The 15,133-nt window shown below is 70.6% G+C and carries 15 protein-coding genes; 4 read left to right on the top strand and 11 right to left on the bottom strand.

Annotated elements, in window-relative coordinates; translation table 11 throughout:
- Positions 1–24 precede the first annotated feature (24 nt).
- Positions 25–807 carry an alpha/beta fold hydrolase gene (locus tag ACFOWE_RS32745; protein WP_377294746.1) on the bottom strand — a complete coding sequence of 261 codons (783 nt, stop codon included), beginning with the start codon at positions 805–807 and terminating at the stop codon, positions 25–27.
- Between the two features lie 60 nt (positions 808–867).
- On the opposite strand from ACFOWE_RS32745, the gene ACFOWE_RS32750 reads away from it, so the two are divergent.
- Positions 868–1,218, top strand: coding sequence for a MerR family transcriptional regulator (locus ACFOWE_RS32750; RefSeq protein WP_377294748.1), 351 nt, complete (start codon positions 868–870; stop codon positions 1,216–1,218).
- Positions 1,219–1,340: 122 nt separating this feature from the next.
- Here ACFOWE_RS32750 and ACFOWE_RS32755 read toward each other — a convergent pair whose 3' ends face one another.
- Positions 1,341–1,631, bottom strand: coding sequence for a hypothetical protein (locus ACFOWE_RS32755; protein ID WP_377294749.1), 291 nt, complete (start codon positions 1,629–1,631; stop codon positions 1,341–1,343).
- A gap of 11 nt (positions 1,632–1,642) precedes the next feature.
- Positions 1,643–2,095 (bottom strand): carboxymuconolactone decarboxylase family protein, encoded by a 453-nt coding sequence (locus tag ACFOWE_RS32760; protein WP_377294751.1) that lies wholly within the window; start codon positions 2,093–2,095, stop codon positions 1,643–1,645.
- A gap of 82 nt (positions 2,096–2,177) precedes the next feature.
- Here ACFOWE_RS32760 and ACFOWE_RS32765 point away from each other — a divergent pair, with 82 nt between their 5' ends.
- Both ACFOWE_RS32765 and ACFOWE_RS32770 read left to right on the top strand, forming a co-directional pair.
- The gene (locus ACFOWE_RS32765; protein ID WP_377294753.1) at positions 2,178–5,138 is read left to right on the top strand and encodes an AfsR/SARP family transcriptional regulator; all 2,961 of its coding nucleotides are present in this window, start codon (positions 2,178–2,180) and stop codon (positions 5,136–5,138) included.
- A 264-nt stretch (positions 5,139–5,402) separates the two neighbouring features.
- A complete protein-coding gene (locus ACFOWE_RS32770) occupies positions 5,403–5,816 on the top strand; it encodes a hypothetical protein (protein ID WP_377294755.1) in 414 nt (137 codons plus the stop codon).
- A gap of 28 nt (positions 5,817–5,844) precedes the next feature.
- On the opposite strand, the gene ACFOWE_RS32775 is transcribed toward ACFOWE_RS32770, so the two are convergent.
- The 8 genes from ACFOWE_RS32775 to ACFOWE_RS32810 form a co-directional block, all read right to left on the bottom strand.
- Positions 5,845–6,042 carry a hypothetical protein gene (locus ACFOWE_RS32775; protein WP_377294757.1) on the bottom strand — a complete coding sequence of 66 codons (198 nt, stop codon included), beginning with the start codon at positions 6,040–6,042 and terminating at the stop codon, positions 5,845–5,847.
- 354 nt (positions 6,043–6,396) lie between these two features.
- A complete protein-coding gene (locus tag ACFOWE_RS32780) occupies positions 6,397–7,839 on the bottom strand; it encodes a DUF4407 domain-containing protein (RefSeq protein WP_377294758.1) in 1,443 nt (480 codons plus the stop codon).
- A complete protein-coding gene (locus ACFOWE_RS32785) occupies positions 7,836–9,335 on the bottom strand; it encodes a hypothetical protein (RefSeq protein WP_377294760.1) in 1,500 nt (499 codons plus the stop codon). The genes ACFOWE_RS32780 and ACFOWE_RS32785 overlap by 4 nt, the downstream gene beginning before the upstream one ends.
- Positions 9,332–10,312 carry a protein phosphatase 2C domain-containing protein gene (locus ACFOWE_RS32790; protein ID WP_377294762.1) on the bottom strand — a complete coding sequence of 327 codons (981 nt, stop codon included), beginning with the start codon at positions 10,310–10,312 and terminating at the stop codon, positions 9,332–9,334. Before ACFOWE_RS32790 ends, ACFOWE_RS32785 begins: the two co-directional genes overlap by 4 nt.
- 19 nt (positions 10,313–10,331) lie before the next feature.
- A complete protein-coding gene (locus tag ACFOWE_RS32795) occupies positions 10,332–11,078 on the bottom strand; it encodes a vWA domain-containing protein (RefSeq protein WP_377294764.1) in 747 nt (248 codons plus the stop codon).
- Between the two features lie 200 nt (positions 11,079–11,278).
- Positions 11,279–11,551: a hypothetical protein gene (locus tag ACFOWE_RS32800; protein ID WP_377294766.1), complete on the bottom strand. Its 273-nt coding sequence runs from the start codon at positions 11,549–11,551 to the stop codon at positions 11,279–11,281.
- A complete protein-coding gene (locus tag ACFOWE_RS32805) occupies positions 11,548–12,102 on the bottom strand; it encodes a hypothetical protein (RefSeq protein WP_377294768.1) in 555 nt (184 codons plus the stop codon). Before ACFOWE_RS32805 ends, ACFOWE_RS32800 begins: the two co-directional genes overlap by 4 nt.
- 11 nt (positions 12,103–12,113) lie before the next feature.
- Positions 12,114–13,616, bottom strand: coding sequence for a type IV secretory system conjugative DNA transfer family protein (locus ACFOWE_RS32810; protein WP_377294769.1), 1,503 nt, complete (start codon positions 13,614–13,616; stop codon positions 12,114–12,116).
- Positions 13,617–13,902: 286 nt separating this feature from the next.
- Here ACFOWE_RS32810 and ACFOWE_RS32815 point away from each other — a divergent pair, with 286 nt between their 5' ends.
- Complete coding sequence (locus ACFOWE_RS32815; protein WP_377294771.1) at positions 13,903–15,057, top strand: phospholipase D-like domain-containing protein; 1,155 nt, start codon at positions 13,903–13,905, stop codon at positions 15,055–15,057.
- Positions 15,058–15,133: the final 76 nt, after the last annotated feature.

Below are 15,133 nucleotides of genomic sequence, written 5' to 3' on the forward strand. Positions count from 1 at the left end.
GGCGGCAGGGCCTCCCGCCGTCGCTCAGAGCCCGTGCTCGGCCAGGAACTTCCCGACCAGTTCCTGCCATTCGGCGGGCCGCTCGGCCATCACCACGTGCCCCGAGTCCACCTCGGCGTAGCGCGCCCCGGGGATGCGGTCCGCCAGGTAACGGGAGTTGGCCGGGTCGACCAGGGCGTCGCGGGTCGTCGCGATGACCAGTGTGGGCACCGTGATCCCGGCCAGGTCGTCCCGGGTGTCGGCGGATCGCCCCAGGGCCGCCTGCTCCATCACCCCGAGCGGTGGTCCGGCGGGGTCCGGCGCCAGCAGTTCGGCGAGCTGCTCGGCGGGCAGCCCGTTGAGGAACCCGAGGCTGAAGCCGTTCACCGCGCGCATCCTGGCGAAGCCCTCGGCGTCGCCGCGTTCGAGCAGGTGCTCCCAGAGCCCCAGGGAGAGGTCGATCTGGTTGTCGGCTCTGGCGAAGCCCGCCGCCAGCACGAGCCCCCGCACCCGCTGCGGATACCGGGCCGCGGCCCGCACGGCGACGGTGGTGCCCAGGGAGAAGCCGATCACGGTGAAGGTCTCCACCCCGGCCTCGACCGCGGAGGACACCACCGCGTCGGTCAGCTCGTCCAGGGTGAAGCCCGCGGCCGCCCGGGGGGTGGCGCCCGACCCCGGGTAGTCGGGGCCGACGACGGTGTGGTCCGCGGCCAGGACCGGCAGCAGCGTGCCGTAGTTGTCCGCGACGCTGCCGCTGGCGCCGTGCGCGAGCAGGATGCCGGGGCCGGACCCGGCGACGGTGGTGGAGAGTTCGGGAATCCGTTCCATGCCGAAGAGGTTGAAGCCTCACATCGGTGTGAAGGTCAAGTCCTCTGCGGAGGGAATGCGATGCGGATCGGTGAGTTGTCCCGGCGGACCGGTGTGAGCCCGCGCCTGCTGCGCTACTACGAGGAGCAGGGTCTCCTCCACCCCGAGCGGGACGGCAACGGCTATCGCCGCTACCGTCCCGAAGCCGTCGAACGGGTCGCGCGCATCCGTGAGCTGCTCGCCGCGGGCCTGCCCACGCACACGATCCGCGACTTCCTGCCCTGCGCCGAGAACGGGCCGGAGCCTTCCGGCTGCGCCCGCTACCTCGACATGCTGGACTCCCACCGTTCCCGCCTCGCCCGGGACATCGCCGAGCTCCAGCGCCGCTACCGGGCGCTGACCGGTTACACCGCCGCCCTGCGCTCGGGCTGACCCGGGACCGGGGCGTCCCCGGCACGCCGGTGGCGGGCCCTCCTCCGAGCCGTCGGCGGCCGCCGTCTCGGCCGGTCCGGCGGACCCGCCCCCGCCGCGGTGGCGAGGGCCCGGCGGAGGGCTCAGCGCTCGTCGACGACCCGGCCGTCCCGCGCCGTCGCGTCCCTGGTGAGCGCCATGGTCAGCGGGGCCTCCGGGAAGGCGGGGAGGGCGGCGAGCGCGGCACCCATCTGCGCGCCGCTCTCCCAGTGCCAGGTGTCGCTGTACGTGCCGTCGTCCAGCTCGACCAGCAGGGTCTTCGTCAGCCCGGGATGCGCCTCGCGGATGGTGCCGATCAGCGAGGCCCGGCGGGCCAGGAACTCCTCGAGGTCGGCGGGATCGACCGAGTAGGCGTGGGACCGTACGACGGACATGGGGGACTCCTTCACCAGGCGCCGGCGGTCTGCCGGATGGGGGCGTTGAGGCGGTTGAACAGGTTGGTCACGGCGACCGTCAGGAGGATCGAGGCGAGCTGCCGCTCGTCGAAGTGGCCGGCGGCCGCGTCCCAGATCTCGTCCGGCACCGCGTCGGCGCGGTCGGCCAGCCGGGTGGCGGCCTCGGCGAGCTCCAGGGCGGCGCGCTCGGCGTCGGTGTAGTACGGTGTCTCGCGCCAGGCGGACACCAGACCGATCCGCTCGTCGCTCTCGCCCAGTTTCCTGAGGTTCTTCAGACCGGCGTCCACGCAGAAACCGCAGCCGTTGATCTGGCTGACCCGCAGGTGCACCATCTCCAGGAGCTCCTCGGGGACGCCCTGCTCGCGGGCGGCCCTGGCCAGGGCCTGGACCGGCTGCATCGCGGCCGGGACGACCGCGACGGGGTTCTTCATCCGTGCTCGCATCGTTCTCGTTCCTCCGGGGTGCTCTCGTGCTGACAGGAACGAGGGTCCACGCCCGGATTGATAGGTTCGCGATGCGACGACGATGGGAGGGCGATACGCGGTGGAGGTGCGGTTCACGCTCCTGGGACCGGTGCAGGTGCTGGCCGGCGGTGAGCCGGTGCGGGGCATCGCTCCGCGGCACCGCGCGGTCCTCGCCTATCTGCTGCTCAACGCCGGTCGTGTGATCAGCATGGAGAAGCTGATCGACGCCGTGTGGGGGTACGACCGGCCCGACACCGCCCGGTCGCAGATCCATGCCGCGATCACCGCCCTCCGCAGGGCGCTCCGCGGCGTCGGCGCCGACCACGTCCTCGAGACGCGGCCGGGCGGCTACGTCGCGATCCCCGGGCCCGGCCGGCTCGACGTGCAGGACTTCGCCGAACTGGTCGCGGCGGGCCGGTTCCGGGACGCGCTGAGGTTGTGGAGCGGCGACGCCCTGGCCGACGTGCACGCCGGCTACGCGCAGGGCGCCCGCGCGCTGCTGGACGACCGGCGGCTGACCGCGGTCGAGCGCCTCATGGAGGCCGAGCTCGACGCGGGCCGCCACAGCCAGGTGCTCGACGAGCTGGCCGGCCACGTGGCGGCGCACCCGCTGCGGGAGCGGCTCGTCGGCCAGCTCGTCCTGGCCCTGCACCGCTCCGGACGGCAGGCCGACGCCCTCGCCGCGGCCAGGTCGTACCGTACGGCGCTCGCCGAGGAGCAGGGCCTCGATCCCGGCCGCGCCTTCGCCGAGCTGGAACAGGCGGTCCTGACCGACGCCCCCGAACTCAGGGCCAGGGCCGAGGCCAGGGCCGGGAACATCGAGGCCAGGGCCGAGGCCGGGGAGAGGGCCGGGAACACCGGGAACAGGGCCGAGGACAGGGCCGTGAACGGGGTCCGGTCGAACTTCCTGCCCTACGACATCCCCGACTTCGCCGGCCGTACCGCCGAACTCGACCGGTTGGTCGCGGAGGAGCGGAACACGATCGTGACGATCGACGGCATGGCCGGCATCGGCAAGACCACGCTCGCCGTCCGCGCCGCGCACCGCCTGGCCGACCGCTTCCCGGACGGCCAGCTCTTCATCGATCTGGGCGCGCACGCCGCGGGCCGGGATCCGCTCCCGGCCTCCGCCGCGCTGGAGGTCCTGCTGCGGCAGCTCGGCCTGACCGACATCCCGGTGGCGGAGGCCGAGCGGAGCGCCCTGTGGCGTGCCGAGCTGGCACGGCGCCGCGTCGTCGTCGTCCTCGACAACGCGGCGGACGGCGAGCACGTGCGCCCGCTGCTCCCCGGTGTCTCCGACAGCCTCCTGCTGATCACCAGCCGGCGGCGGCTGGTCGACCTGGACGGCGCCCACGCGCTCTCGGTGGAGGTGCTGCCGTCCGGCGACGCCGTCGCGCTCTTCGGGAGCATCGTGGGCGAGCGGGCCGCCGCCGAGCCGGAGGCCGTACGCGAGGTGCTGGAGCTGTGCGGGCACCTCCCGCTCGCCATCCGGATCGCCGCGGCGCGCCTGCAGCACCGGCCCCGGTGGACGGTGTCCTACCTGGCCGGCCGCCTGCACGCCGAGCGGCGGCGGCTCGCCGAGCTCACGACGTCCGAGCGGAGCGTCGCGGCGGCGTTCACGGTCTCGTACGAGCAGCTGGGGACGGCGGAGCAGCGGATGTTCCGGCTGCTCGGGCTGGCCCCCGGCCGGGACATCGAGCCGCACGCCGCGGCGGCCCTCGCCGGCGTCCCCGTGTTCGAGGCCGAGGAACTGCTGGAGAACCTCCTGGACGCGCACATGCTCCTGCAGCGCGAGCCGGGCCGCTACACCCTCCACGACCTGCTGCGCGAGCACGCCCGCTCCCTCGCCGAGGGCGGCGGCACGGGAGACCGAGGCGCCGAGGGCAGGGGTACGGGAGACCGAGGCGCGGAGGACGGCGCGGAGGACGGCGGCATGGAGGAGGGCGGCGCGCTCATGCGCCTGCTCCTGCACTATCTGCACCGGTCCCGCTCGGCGGTCAAGCAGCTGTTCCCCCACCGGGTCCCCGACCGGCCGAACATGCCGCCCGAGATCACGCCCGTGGAGCCCATCCGCGGCACGGCGGAGGCCGTCGGCTGGCTCGACGCCGAGCGCGCCAACATCATCGCGACCGTGGTCCACGGGCCCGAGGTGTGCATCAGCCACCTCGCCGTGGCCCTGAGCCCCTATCTCGACCGGCAGGCCCACCACGACGACGCCCTGACCCTGCACACCATCGCGTTGCGCAGGAGCCGCGCGCTCGGGGAACACGCCATGCCGCCGGGCCGCGCGCTCGCCGACCTCGCCTGGACCCACTGGCGGCGCGGCGACTACGAGCGGTCCGAGGACTTCGCCCACCAGGCGCTCGCGGCCTGCGAGGACCCGGCCGAGAGATCGCTCGCGCTCAACGCGCTCGGCAACGTGGCCTGGCGGCGCCGCGAGAGCGCGCGGGCCGAGCAGTGCCTCAAGCAGGCGCTCGACCTCACCCGGATCGCCGGTGACTGGTCGAGGGAGGGGTTCGTCCTCGCCGACCTCGGCATGATCCTGGTCCAGCTGGGCCGCCACGAGGAGGCACGGCGCCATCTCGACCTGGCGCTGGCCCTGCACCGGAAGGAGGGCGACCCGCTGGGCGAGGCCCGGGTGCTCAACCACCTCGGCGCGGTCCTCCGGCACCAGGGCAGGGCCGAGGAGGCGGTGACCCGCCATCGCCAGGCCGGGGAGCTCTACCGGGCCATGGGCAACGGCAGCGACGAGGCATCGGCCTTCAACGGGCTCGGCGAGGCGGCCCTGTCGCTGGGCGAGGCGGCGCGGGCGGCCGACGAGCACACCACGGCGCTCGCCCTCGCCGGTACGGCGCGCAACCGGCCCGAGCAGGCGCGGGCACACGAGGGCCTGGCCAGGGCCTGCCTGCGCCTCGGGCAGGACGACCGGGCGCGTGAGCACGGACGCTCGGCCCTGCGGCTCTACGAGGAGCTCGGTGTCCCCGAGGCCGACGAGGTGCGTGCCTTCCTCGAGAGCGTCTGAGCCCGAGCGGGCCCGCCGGTCCGCCGTGACCGTCCGGCCGCCGTGTTCCCCGCCCGGTGTTCCCCGCCCGGTGCTCCCTGCTCCGTTTTCCGGCCCGATCCGTCACCGGGGACCGGGTTCCACGGTCGGCGAGGCGGGCGCGGACCGGTCACGAGGCTTTCCGCCTCCCGGAGGATCTGTGATCATGTCTGTGGCCGGCTCAGGTGTGCCCGACCGGTCCGGATGCTCTCCGGATCACCGGTTCCTCCTGCCCCGAGAGGTCTCATGATCGAGTCAGAGAAGGTGCGCGACATGCCGTCCACGGCGAAGGCCGCCCAGTTCATCATGATGATCCAGGGGGCGTTCGGCATCGTGTCGGCGGTGGCGATGATCGTCCTCCTGGTCGGCGCGCACGGTGACGTCGTCCCGTCGGAGATCGCTTTCTTCTTCCTCAGCGTCCTCCTGGTCGGCGCTGCCCTGCTGGCCGGGTGGACGGCGGGGAAATGGATCTCCCGGGGAGCGCGGGTCTGGACGACGGCGGTCCTGATCGAGGGGTTCATACTGGTCGGCGGGATCGCGATGGCCGTCCCTGACGCCGGGGCGGACCTCGGGTTCTCGAACGTCACGACCTTCCTCATGCCGGCCGCCGTGCTCGTCCTGCTGTTCCTTCCCCGGACGCGCTCCTGGTTCGACCGCTGAGGGCCCTCTGACGTTCGGGGAGGAGGCGTCAGGAGGCGTCGGCCTCGACGATGCTCCACCGGCCGACCTCGCGGTAGGCGGAGTCGTAGACGACCGAGCCGTCGCCGGGCTTCAGCTCGTAGTGGCGGAGGTTCCCGCCCCAGTACCGCAGGATGCGGCCCAGCTCCTGGACGGCGTCTCCGTCGAACGCGGTGTCGCCCATGTCGACTTCGAGAAGGAACTTCATCGGCTTCCTCCAATGTGGAGACCCCGGCCTCCGGGCCGGGGTCCACGGCCCGGCCTGCTTGCCGGACCTGGCCAACGGGTGTGTGGTACGGGCGCCGAACCGTGGCTTCAATCATCTCATTGAAGTGCTTTTTGATACTTCCGGCAGCGAAGGCACTGGACAGGCCCTGTGAAGCCTCAAATCCGGGTTCAGCCGGCCCGCCCGGCCCCGGGTGTCCGCCCTCCCCGGCCGGACGCTCCGCCGGGAGGGCGCGGGTGCCGGGCCCATCATGCGGACAGGAGCGGCTCCTTCTCAGGGAGCGGCCGGCCCGGGGCGCTGAGGCCGGCCATGGGCGAGGCTCCGTTCGTGGTCGCTTCACAGGCGGTTCTCGTCGGGGAGAGCGATGATCGCGTTCAGCGGGGTGTGCTGGGTCCACCGGCCGTTCGTTTTCGCGACCGCCTCGTCTTCGAGGTCCCCCAACTTGCCGCGCACCTGCTCGCCCCATTCGTGAAGCGCTGATTCGAGGATGACCCGCATCTCATCAGCCACGTAGGCGTTGGCCTGTACGCCGAGTTCCTCCTCCCGCCTCCGCATGTCCTCCTCGATCTTCTTCCTGACCTCCGCGTGCCCTTCCGCGATGGTCCGGTCCAGGTCGTGGTCCGCTTCGAACTTCTTGGTCAGCGCCTCTTCGCGGACCTTGATGAAGGACTCGTAGGCGGACATCGGACCGAAGTTCAACAGCAGCTTCACCAGAACGGGCAGCAGCTCGATCATGAAGAACAGGGAGAAGACCATGATGTGGGCCCAGTGCAGAGAGCCGTCCTTCTCGCCGGCACTGAAGAGCGCCTGGATCTGGGCGGGCAGCCCGTCGGCCTCGGTGTTGGTCCTGAAGCCCGCCTCGCTCATCGCGTCGAGTCTCCCCGTGACCTGCTGGAGCTCGGCCTTGAGCCCGGGCAGTCTCCTCCGCGCGTCCTCCTGCGCCTCGGCCAGCGCATTGCTCTCGTCCCGCATGGCTCTCTGCTGGACCACGGCCAGGTCGGCCTCGGCCTTCCGCAGTTTCTCGCTGACGTCCCGGTAGGCGCTCTCCGCCTGCTCGAACTCCTGCTCCTTCGCCTGGGCGAGGATCCCGTCACCGGACTTGCTGGAGGCGCCGGCGCACTTCTCGCCACCGCCGTGCAGCTCGCACTGCCAGGCGTCCCGTTTGTCGTTCCGCGTCTTCTCCTTGCCGGCCAGCTCTTTCCTCAGAGCGGCCACGGTGTCCTTCGCGGCCTTCAACTCCGGGGTGCTGAAGTCCGCCGGGAGGTTGCCGGCCAGGATGCTCTCGAGTGCTTTGATCTCCTTCTCGAGATCCGCCTTCCGTTTCGTCTCGGCGCTCCGTCCGATGGACTCCTTCTGCGTCCCGGAGCGCTCGAGCTGGATGAGGTGGATCTCCGCCCTGATCTCGTCCTGGAAGACACGCAGGACAAGCGGCGTGCTGACGACGGCCGAGAGCACGACGGCCATCACCACGCGGGGGGCCGCCATCAGCAGCATGCGGCCGTAGGCCCGGGTGGTGCCCATGCTCAGGACGAGCAGACGGTCCAGGTTGATGATCACGAAGCCCCAGGCGACACCGGAGATCACCGCCCATGGCCAGGACACGTCCAGTCCGTCGTGCAGGGCGAACGCCATCGAGAGGGAGGCGAGGGCTGCGGTCGTGAGCAGGACGAGGGCCATCTGCGTGAACTTGCCGCGTTCCGACGGCACCTGCCGCAGGGCGTTCTCGTCCGCGCCGCCGAGCCAGGAAAGGAATCTCCCGACGCGGATTCTTCTGCTCACGGTCCGGTCCTTTCCCGCTCGAGTCGCCCGAGCCTGTCCTCGTGAATTCTCCGAATGGCGGTCTTCAACTCGCCGCCGGCCTGCTCGAGGGAGTCCCGCACGGTGCGCACGGTGTCCGCCACGATGCCGTTGAAGCCGGGTGCGAAGACGGAGGCGCGGTCGGCCGGCACCAGGCTTCCGATGAACTCGAAGGCCCTCAGCCGGGGCATCTCCACGACCTCTCCCCCTGTCGCGATCCGCGGCCTGCCCTTGAGGACGGCCGACATGATCGGTGCTTGGAACGCCTCGAGCCGAGGCGTTTTCGGGCGGGGCAGTTCTCCGGGGTCGAAATGGAATCCGGGGAGCTCGAACAGCGTCAGAGACCCGAGATCGACGCGGAGCCCGCCGTATTTGTTCCTGACCTCCACGGACACCGGCCCGGACGCGTCGGGGCGGAAAGCGTGGCGCCGGGGGTGCGCCGTCAGGTCGACCGTCGTCCTCGAGCCGTTGCCGTAGGAGATCACGGCCTCGGTCGCGTTCTCGATCTCCCATTCGATCACCGCGTCCTGACCGCGGATGACACACGGGGAGGCCAGTCTCGCGAAGCTGAGATGGGATGTCTTGACCCGGGAGGCGACCGATCGGCTCAGGTGGACGTAGAGGTCTTTGGCCGTCGGCCTCACGGAACGGTCCGGGGACAGGGCTCGTTCGACCAGGTCGCGCCCCGCGTCATCGATCGCGTCCGAGGTGAATCGGCCGGCCGACCGGCTGGATCCCGCGCCCTTGCCGGGGGCCAGGCAGCGCAGGATCGCCAGACCGAGCTTGTACACGTCGGTGACGTCGTCCTGCAGTTGCCGCCTACGCGGTGACTGAGGGGAGCACTCCGGCGGCTCCCAGTGGGGAGTGGAGGCCTGACGCCGGTACAGGTCCGTCAGAGGGGCCGCCCCGTCGCAGTCGAGCAGGAGGAGCCGGGGAGGATCGAGTGCGAAGGCGGCGTTGCGGAAGCTGATGTCGCCGAACACCCAGCCGTGCTTGTGGAGCCTGCCGATGAAGTAGACGAGCTGGGCGAGCAGCATGAGACGTTCGCTGCGCTCGACGTCCGCCAGATCGATCTGGGCCGCCGCCCGCTGGGCGGTCGTCGAGATCAGCCAGTCCATCTCCCGCGGCCTGGACGTCCGGTTTCCTGTCTTGGGGTCGTTCAGCTCGCAGAAGAAGTCCTGCGGGATCAGCGGCATCAGCAGCCCGCAGACCCTGCCCATCCGGCTGGTCACCAGAGCGCGCGGCCAGACGGAATAGGCGTCGAGGTCGGCACGGTCGGCGTCCGGCAGGGTGTCTCGGAACCGCACGACGGCCTCGGCCGTCCGAGCCTGCTGCCGGATCTTCGTGGTGAACCTCTTGTACGCCAGCGGGGTCGGATCCCCCGGCAGGGTGTATCCCTCCACGCGGTGCACCCGGGCGAAGGCGCCCTCCGCGATGTAGGTCAGCCTGCCGAGCGCCGACTCACGTACGATCCTCATCCCCGGCCCGCGCCGTCCCGCGTGATGTCCGCCTTGGGCGCTCGCTCCTCCTGGAGGGAGTCGTGCGCGGCCGGTGGTCGCCCGTCACCGGGATGGGGGGTCTCGTCCTGTTCGGGCCAGAGCGCGACGACCGTGCGATCGTCCATGTGCGTCTTGCGGGAGAAGGCGGCCTGCGCCGCGAAGGTGAACGGGTCGGGAGGGCGGGCCCACCACTGGGCCAGCGTGCTCTGGACGTCCGCGGCCCACCTCAGCGGGTTCGCGATGCCGTCGGTCATGAGGAACAGAGCACCGCCGGTGAGGCGGATCCGGCGGGTCAGGCAGGTGCCGTCCCGGCTCGGCAGGGGCCGCACTCCGGTGGAGTGGAATCCGTCCTGCTCCTCGTCGCCGTCGGGTTCGGTCAGCGACGCCCATGTCCCGTCCGGGGAGAGCCAGAGGAGAGGGGAGTCTCCTATCCAGGCCACCTCGCCGACCCATTCCTCGCCCGACCAGTGCACGGAGAGGGCCACCGCGGTGGTGGCCATGCCGTCGCGCCCGGGATCGAAGTCGCGCCGTTCACGCATCCGCGCGGCGTGGTCGTGCAGTTCCCGGTTGACCGTGGTGAAGCAGTCCGCCCAGGCCATTCCGGTCTGTCCCAGCTCGGCGAGCCGCCGGCTGACGAGTGCGGCGGCCTCGTGGGAGCGGCCGAGGGACCCGACGCCGTCGCACACGACGGCTACGGCGTGCGTCGCGCCGCCGGAGTCGGTGAGATGCCCCCAGGCGAAGGCGTCCTGACGGAGTTCGTTGCGGGAGCGATGCAGCAGCCCCCGGAAGGTGGCCGCTCGCATGAGAACGCCCGGCAGGCAGGCGGCGCTCAGTTCGTTGTCGGAGAGCCCGGGCTGAGGGCCGGGCGGGCCCGCGGGGAGTTCCCGCCCGGCACGGCCGGGATCGCCGATGGTGTACGGCGACGCCGCCACTCGCGGGTCTGGTGAGGAGTTCATGATGAGGGTGGCCCGCGGGTCAGATGTAGTCTTCGTCGTAATCGGAGTCTCCGCGCGTGATCCCTGATTCGCGGGACGGCTTCTCCAGGACCAGGGTGGGCTTGGAGTGCGGCGCGACGCTCAGCCCCGAGGAGACGACCGTCTTCATGATGACGTCGAGAATGCCTTCGAGTGCCTTCTCGACGCCGGTGTTGCGGGCGTGGTACCACTTGCCCCGCTCCGGTGGGTAGGCGAGCTTCCGCAGGGCCTGCTCCGGCGCGTCGCGGAAGCCGAACGGCACGAAGATGGGGTGGGCCTTCATCCCGGTGCCGGTCTTCTTGTCGTAGGTCAGCGTCCGGCGGAACGTCTGCTCCCAGTCGCCGTCCAGGGGTTCGCCGTCGCTGAGGAAGAAGGCGCACGGCCGGAAGATCTTGTAGCCCTGTCGTTTGAGGTTCTGGCGGTCGTCCTCGATCACTCTTGCGAGTTCCCGGAATGCGGATCCGTAGTCGGTCCCGCCCTCAGGGGCCAAGGCCGGCGTCGAGGTCTCGCTCGTCTGGGACAGCGGCATCACGACTCTCGCCGAATCCGAGAACGTGATGATCGAGATCCGCGCGACATCGTCGACGACCGGCTGGGTCGCGATGGCCCGTCTCAACTGGTCGAGGCCGCTGTTGAGCGCCTGCATGTCGTCGCTCATCGAGTAGGAGACATCGCAGACCAGGTAGAAGGGCATGACGATCTGCCCTTCCTCCACGCTGCTGCGCTCTGACACGCGTTCGTCGTGCACGACTTCTCCCTCTGAGAGATTCGCGCCCACGTCCCGAGCCGTTCTCGGGTCCGGTCACACGGGGCAGGAACCCCGGCGGTCATGACCGTGCCGCTGTGCGGCGCGCCGGTCCGGGTGGGCGTCTGTGGTTGTTCTTCTTCGGTGGATGTGCGGCCCGCCGGGGCACGGAGGAGTTCCGCCTCCGGTCGCCCGGTGGCGGGTCACACCGGAGGCGGGCCTTCGAACCGCCACGTCTTCCAGTTCTCGCGGATCCAGCCGTTGACCGCGGCCTGATCGTCGAAGGCGAAGTGGGTCAGGTCCTCCATGGCCTCCGGGGTGAGGGAGCCGGTGCGGATCGCGGCTTCCAGATCGTGCGGGAGCCAGGAGAGGAAGTAGTCACGTGACGGCCCGTTCAGGAGCGCCGTCGTCTCGCCGGGGTCGCAGTCGAGACTGCACCAGGCCGAGAGGAAGCCGGCCAGCTCTTCGGTGATCATGATGCTGGTGTCGTTCTTTCCCTTGTGGCAATCGGATAGCAGGTATGGAGGTACCACCGGTCATCGGCGCTCCTCCTCCACTGCGCGTAGGCGAGGGCGTCGTCGGGGAAGCGCGTGGTCCGAGTGCCGGCCCCGGATGCCCTGCTGCGGCCGTCGACCATTCCCCGCCAGCCGACCCCCAGGGCGTCCTTGAGCCGGACGGTTCCGCTTATCCGCATCTCCTCCGGTTTTATCCGGCCCGTATCGCGGAGTTTCTTCTGCTGCTCGATGCTCCGTCTCAATCCGGGCGAGTCCCAGATGGCGTCGGTCGTGCGGAGAAGGGCGGTGTCCGTCAGGAAACGCGTTGCGTGATCGACTCGATGACGGCCGGATCCGCCCTCGGCGGTCATCCCTTGAACGACCCGGCGATCGAGTTCGCGTGGTGCCGCATCCCTGTGCCTGGTGAAGGCGTGGCCCCTGCCGTGCTGTTCCCTGGCCCGCATCTCCGCGGCCTTGTGCCGGACGCGGTCGTCGCCGCGTTCGCTGCGGCGCCTGCCGCCCCTGTCACGCATGGATGTTCCGATCACCGGGAGAGATCGATGAGGAAGGGGCGGTCGGAGACGTCCCGGGCGTGAACGGTGGCGGAACGGATTCCGAAAGGCGAGGACATGATCTCGCGGAAGCCGAGGACCGGGACCGTCTGGGTGCTGGTCGTGCGACTCGCCGAACGCCCGAGACCCGCGATGGAGGGGCCTGCCGATACGGACGCCGTCTGGACGGGATGGTCGCCCACACGCTTGGACATGACCTCGGCGCTCTTGTACGAGACGCCGTTGAGGCAGATGAGAGTGCCGCAGTTGGCGAAGACGACCGAGCGCTGGTTGTCGTCCTTGAACTGCCGGGCGTCCTGTACCGCGATGACGAGGGCCACACCGGCCGCGCGTGCCACGCTCAGCACGTTCTCGTAATCGATGCGATCAGCGAGCTGCGCGGCCTCGTCGAGCACCAGGAGCAGAGGGACCCCGCCCGGCCGGGTGAACCTGTCGTAGGCGCGGTACAGGAGCTGGTTGACGAACAGGCTGGAGAGCATCTGAGCCACCTGGCCGTCCTGGATGGGCGCCACGACCGAGACGAGGTGCTGACGGTCGAGGATGTCGGTGAGCGGGAGGTCGAGCCGGTCGGTGACCGCCTCCACGCTGGGCTTGGCCAGCGCGTCCAGCTTGACCGCGACGCCGGTGACGCGCCTGGCGTAGTCGGCGGGGTCGAGGTTCGGCAGGTCGGCGAGGCGGGCCTGCGCCGGGCTCGCCGGGTACCTGCCGAGGGCCCGCTCGAGGCGGTTCTGGTCCTTGAGGGTGGCGAGCAGCTCGGTCGCAGTGATCGAGTGGCGTCGCGGAGAGACGCTCACCAGTTCCAGGAGTCCGCGGAGCACCTGCGAGTCCATATTGTGGAAGAAGGGATCGGTGCCGGCCGGAGCCGACCGGCCGAGGACCGAGGTGACGGCCTGGTCGATCGCCCGGTCGTTGTCGAGCTCGGCCAGCCAGCTCCAGCGGAATGACGTCGCGGGGCGGGTGTAGTCGAGAGTCATCGCTCTGACCCCGAGCCGCTGGCCGTTCCTCGCCTCCGTCTTCACCCGATCGAGGAGGTCGCCCTTCACGTCGATCGTGACGACGCTGTACCCGGCGCGTAGTCCGGCGAGGATCCACGGCACGATGACACCGGTCGTCTTGCCCGAACCCGCCGGACCGATCAGCGCCACGTTGTGGTTGATCACCTCGGGCGGGAGACCGATGGCCTGTCTGGGCCCGTACGCCGGATGCACGAACCTGCCCAGGGCGAACTCCGCCTGCCTGAGCTGCGCGGGCACACGGCGGAAGGCCAGCACGCCGCGGTAGTCGTGATACGAGCCGGTGCCGGTCGGCAGGGGGGTCGGATCGCCCGGCGCGAGGAGTCCGCGGCGTGGGCCGCGTCCTCGGCGGTAGGCGCTCATCGCGTTCGTCGTCCAGGCGAGGAGGGCGCCGGCAATCTTGATGACCACCTTCATGGTCCAGGTGGTGAGCTGGAGCCAGATGCGGAAGATCTCTGCCACGACTCACCTCCCGACATCCTCAAAACGGTCATATAAGCATCACATGGACATATAGAGCGATCTACCTAAAATGGGATACAAGTGGATAACTCTGGGCTGTTCACGGTGGTGTCGTCCGGCTGTGCCCACCCAGGCGTGCCGGCCGTCCTCTCGCCCGTGCGCCCGTCATGACGTCGCGCGGTCCGCGACTCCTCCCCGACCGGCGATCCGTCATGGATTATTCGGGTATCGGACGATCAACGCTTTCTTACTTGTACGGCCTCTTCTGTGGTGGAACGCTCGTTGTATGGCGACGTTCGCCGGAGGCGGGATCGAGGCCTTCGTCGGGCCCCGTGAGCTCGGGGCGGCCGACGACCTCGAGCATGTGATCGTCGACTTCATCGGCGGCGCCCGCCGCTCCCTGGACATCGCCGTCCAGGAGCTCGACTCCGAGCCCATCGCCCAGGCGGTCCTGGACGCCCGTTTCCGCGGGGTGAGCGTCCGCATGGTGCTGGAGCAGGACTACCTGGTCTCCCCGAAGCCGCCGGCGGTCACCGTACGGGAGGGGGAGGACGAGGCCGCGGCCCGCCGCCGCGTCCAGTGGGGCGAGGAGGCGGGCGAGCGGAGCCTGGAGCCGAACCGGCGGATCCTCGCCGCGCTGCTGCGCTGCAACGTCGACGTGAAGGCGGACTACAACCCGGCGATCTTCCACCAGAAGTTCGTCGTCCGGGACTACCGCGACCGGGCCCTGCCCACCTCGGCGATCCTGTCAGGCTCGGCGAACTTCACCCACACCGACTGCCACCGCAACCTCAACCACGCGGTGGTCTTCCACGATGCGAGGATCTGCCGGGAGTACGCCACCGAGTTCGGCCACATGCGTGCGGGCCTGTTCGGCAGGGGCGCCCACGGCAAGGTCCCCGACGCCTACAACCTCGGCGGGATACCGGTGAAGGTGCTGTTCGCGCCCGACCACGCGCCCGAGCTGGAGATCATGAAGCAGATGCTCAAGGCCGCCGAGCGTGTCGACTTCGCCATCTTCACCTTCTCCGGCTCCTCCGGCATCGACGACGCGATGATCGCCCTGGCGGCGGCCGGGCGGACCGTCACCGGCGCGATGGACCCGGGTCAGGGCGCCCAGAGGTGGGCGGCCACCCACGACCTGGACCGCGCCCGCATCGAGCTGTACTTCCCCCGGCGCGGCCCGGACTTCGGCAAGCTCCACCACAAGCTCATGGTCGTCGACGAGGCCGTGGTCATCGCGGGGTCCTTCAACTACACCGCTCCGGCCAACAACTACAACGACGAGAACATCTTCGTCATCGGCAGCCCCTACCCCGACCTGCCCGAGCGGGAGGGCGGTCCGGTCGACCCCGCGGCCTGCGCCGAGCTGGCCCGGTTCTTCCGCACCGAGATCCGGCGCATAGAGGCCGCGGGCGAGCGGTTCACGGGCGGGGGGTGATGGGCGAGCGATGCACGGGCGGAGGGTGATCCCGTCCGCGGGAGGCGCGCCGGCGGCGTGTTCCCGGAGGCCGTAC

Origin of the sequence: Planomonospora corallina, assembly GCF_042650625.1 — a bacterium.
Lineage (GTDB): Bacteria > Actinomycetota > Actinomycetes > Streptosporangiales > Streptosporangiaceae > Planomonospora_B > Planomonospora_B corallina.